The following is a 2,076-nucleotide window of genomic DNA, read 5'->3' as shown; positions in this document are numbered from 1 at the left end:
GGTTCCACCGTGCGTTTCGACCGGAAGCCGAAGGCGCCATCGTGTTGCCGCAGCAAGAGTTCGGCCTTGACCTCATCGCCTTGGTCGGCCGGCTGCGCTACGTCACCCGGGCCAGCGTGCCGGAGATCCATGCCGAGCTGGTCCGGCGCGGCGTGATGATTTCGGAGCGCAGCGTCACCAACCTGCTCGACCGGTATGACGAATTGGTCGCGACGGCCATGACCGACCCCGGTCACTTGCGGACGCGCTTCGCCGACCAGGGCCGGGTCGTGCTGGCGATCGACGGCTTGCAGCCCGAGGTTGGGCACGAGGTACTTTGGGTGATCCGCGACTGCCTCTCCGGCACGGTGGTGCTGGCCCGTGCGCTGCTGTCGAGCACCGCCGCGGATCTCACGCCGTTGCTGTGCCAGGCGGCCGAGAGCGTCGGCGTGCCGGTGACCGGCGTGGTCAGTGACGGCCAGCGCTCGATCCGCACCGCGGTGGCCAGGGCCCTGCCCGGGGTGCCGCACCAGCTGTGCCATTTCCACTATCTGCGCGAGGCGGCGCATCCGATCTTCGAGGCCGACCGACACGCCAAGAAGGAGCTGAAGAAACGGATCCGCGGGATCCGGCCGATCGAGCGGGCCGTCGAGGGCCGCCAGGATGCCGAAGCCGATCTGGTCCACGGCTACTGCGCGGCGGTGCGCAGCGCCGTGACCGATGACGGCCGAGCGCCGCTCGACGCCGGCGGGCTGAAGCTGAAGGCCCGGCTGGAGGCCGTGGCGGACAGCCTCCAGCGCGTCGACAAAAAAGGGGGGCCACCAAGCCAATCCAGGATTTGAACCGCCTGATCGGCCGCGCCCTGCAGGAAACCGCACCGCTGTGGCCGAACATCAAGAGAGCTTTCGGCTGGGTGCACCGGGCCGCGCACATCCTGAACAACACCGAGGCGCTGCCGGCGCCCGCGGTGGCCCGGCGGCTGGATGGCCTGTGCGGCGCCCTGTGCCGACACCGCGCGTGCGCCGGCGACTTGGCAGACGGCGTCGACCACTTCTTGAAAGTAACCCGCAGCTACCGGCCCGGCCTGTTCCACTGCCATGCCGTCGCCGACCTGCCGGGCACCAACAACGGGCTGGAAGGCTTGTTCGGTTCCTACCGCTACTGCCAGCGGCGCACCACCGGCAGACGCTCGGCTTCCTCGGCGACCGTGGTGCGCGGCCCGGCGCGCCTGGTCGCCTCGGTGACCTCCCACCTCGCACCGCTGGACGCCAGCGATCTGGCCGCTGTCGATCGGACCCGCTGGCAAGCGATGCGCGCCGACATCGCAGCACGCCGGCTGCAACGAACCAGAGGAAGCCGCTTCAGACGAGATCCCGAAGCTTATTTGCGCAAGCTGGAAGCTCAATATGCCGCCGCCAAGTAAGCTTTGCCGTTCTGGAAAAAAAGCCTGCACGCCGCTGAGCAGCAGCGTCCTGACGTGGCCGAGGCCCGCCACGCCTTCATCCGGCGCCAGCCCGCACTCGACCCGGAACGTCTGGTGTTCCTCGACGAGACCTCGGCGACCACCAACATGACGCGGCGGCTTGGCCGGTGTGCCCTGCGCCTGCTGGCGCCAGTGCCCCACGGTCACCGGAAAACCACCACCCTTGTGGCCGGCCTGCGCACCACCGGCATCACCGCCCCTTACGTGCTCGATGGCGCCGTGAACGGTGACATCTTCCGCGGCTACATTGAGCAGATCCTCGCCCCAACCCTGAGCCCGGGCGATATCGTCGTCCTGGACAATCTGCCCTGCCACAAGGTCGCCGGCATCCGGGAAGCGATCGAAAACCGCCAGGCTAAGGTGCTCTACCTGCCGCCCTACAGCCCCGACCTCACCCCGATCGAGCAGGCCTTCGCCAAACTCAAGGCGCTGCTCCGAAAGGCCGGCGAGCGCACCCGCGACGGCCTCTGGAATGCCATTGGACATATCCTCAAGCTCTACGGCCCGGACGAGTGCCGGAACCTCTTCCGGAATTCAGGCTATTCAACCTGATCGGTGACCGCTCTAAATCGATGGTTCGTGCCCCTTTCCGAACCGAATTCGCACAGGACACG

1 protein-coding gene and 1 pseudogene are annotated in these 2,076 nt (G+C 67.8%); both read left to right on the top strand.

Going from position 1 to position 2,076, the window contains the following annotated elements; translation table 11 throughout:
• Positions 1 to 1,402 (top strand): ISNCY family transposase gene (locus tag VFY73_RS11570; RefSeq protein ID WP_329718800.1). Its coding sequence is split into 2 segments (ribosomal slippage), with 1,403 coding nucleotides annotated over them: positions 1 to 798 and positions 798 to 1,402; the frame shifts between segments, so codons are not numbered across the junction. This gene is flagged as partial in the annotation.
• Between the two features lie 15 nt (positions 1,403 to 1,417).
• Positions 1,418 to 2,014, top strand: a pseudogene (locus tag VFY73_RS11565) (IS630 family transposase); the annotation flags it as partial.
• Positions 2,015 to 2,076 lie beyond the last annotated feature (62 nt).

Source organism: Ideonella sp., from assembly GCF_036277275.1.
Classification (GTDB): Bacteria; Pseudomonadota; Gammaproteobacteria; order Burkholderiales; family Burkholderiaceae_C; genus Ideonella.
This window is presented reverse-complemented; position numbering and strand designations above follow the sequence as displayed.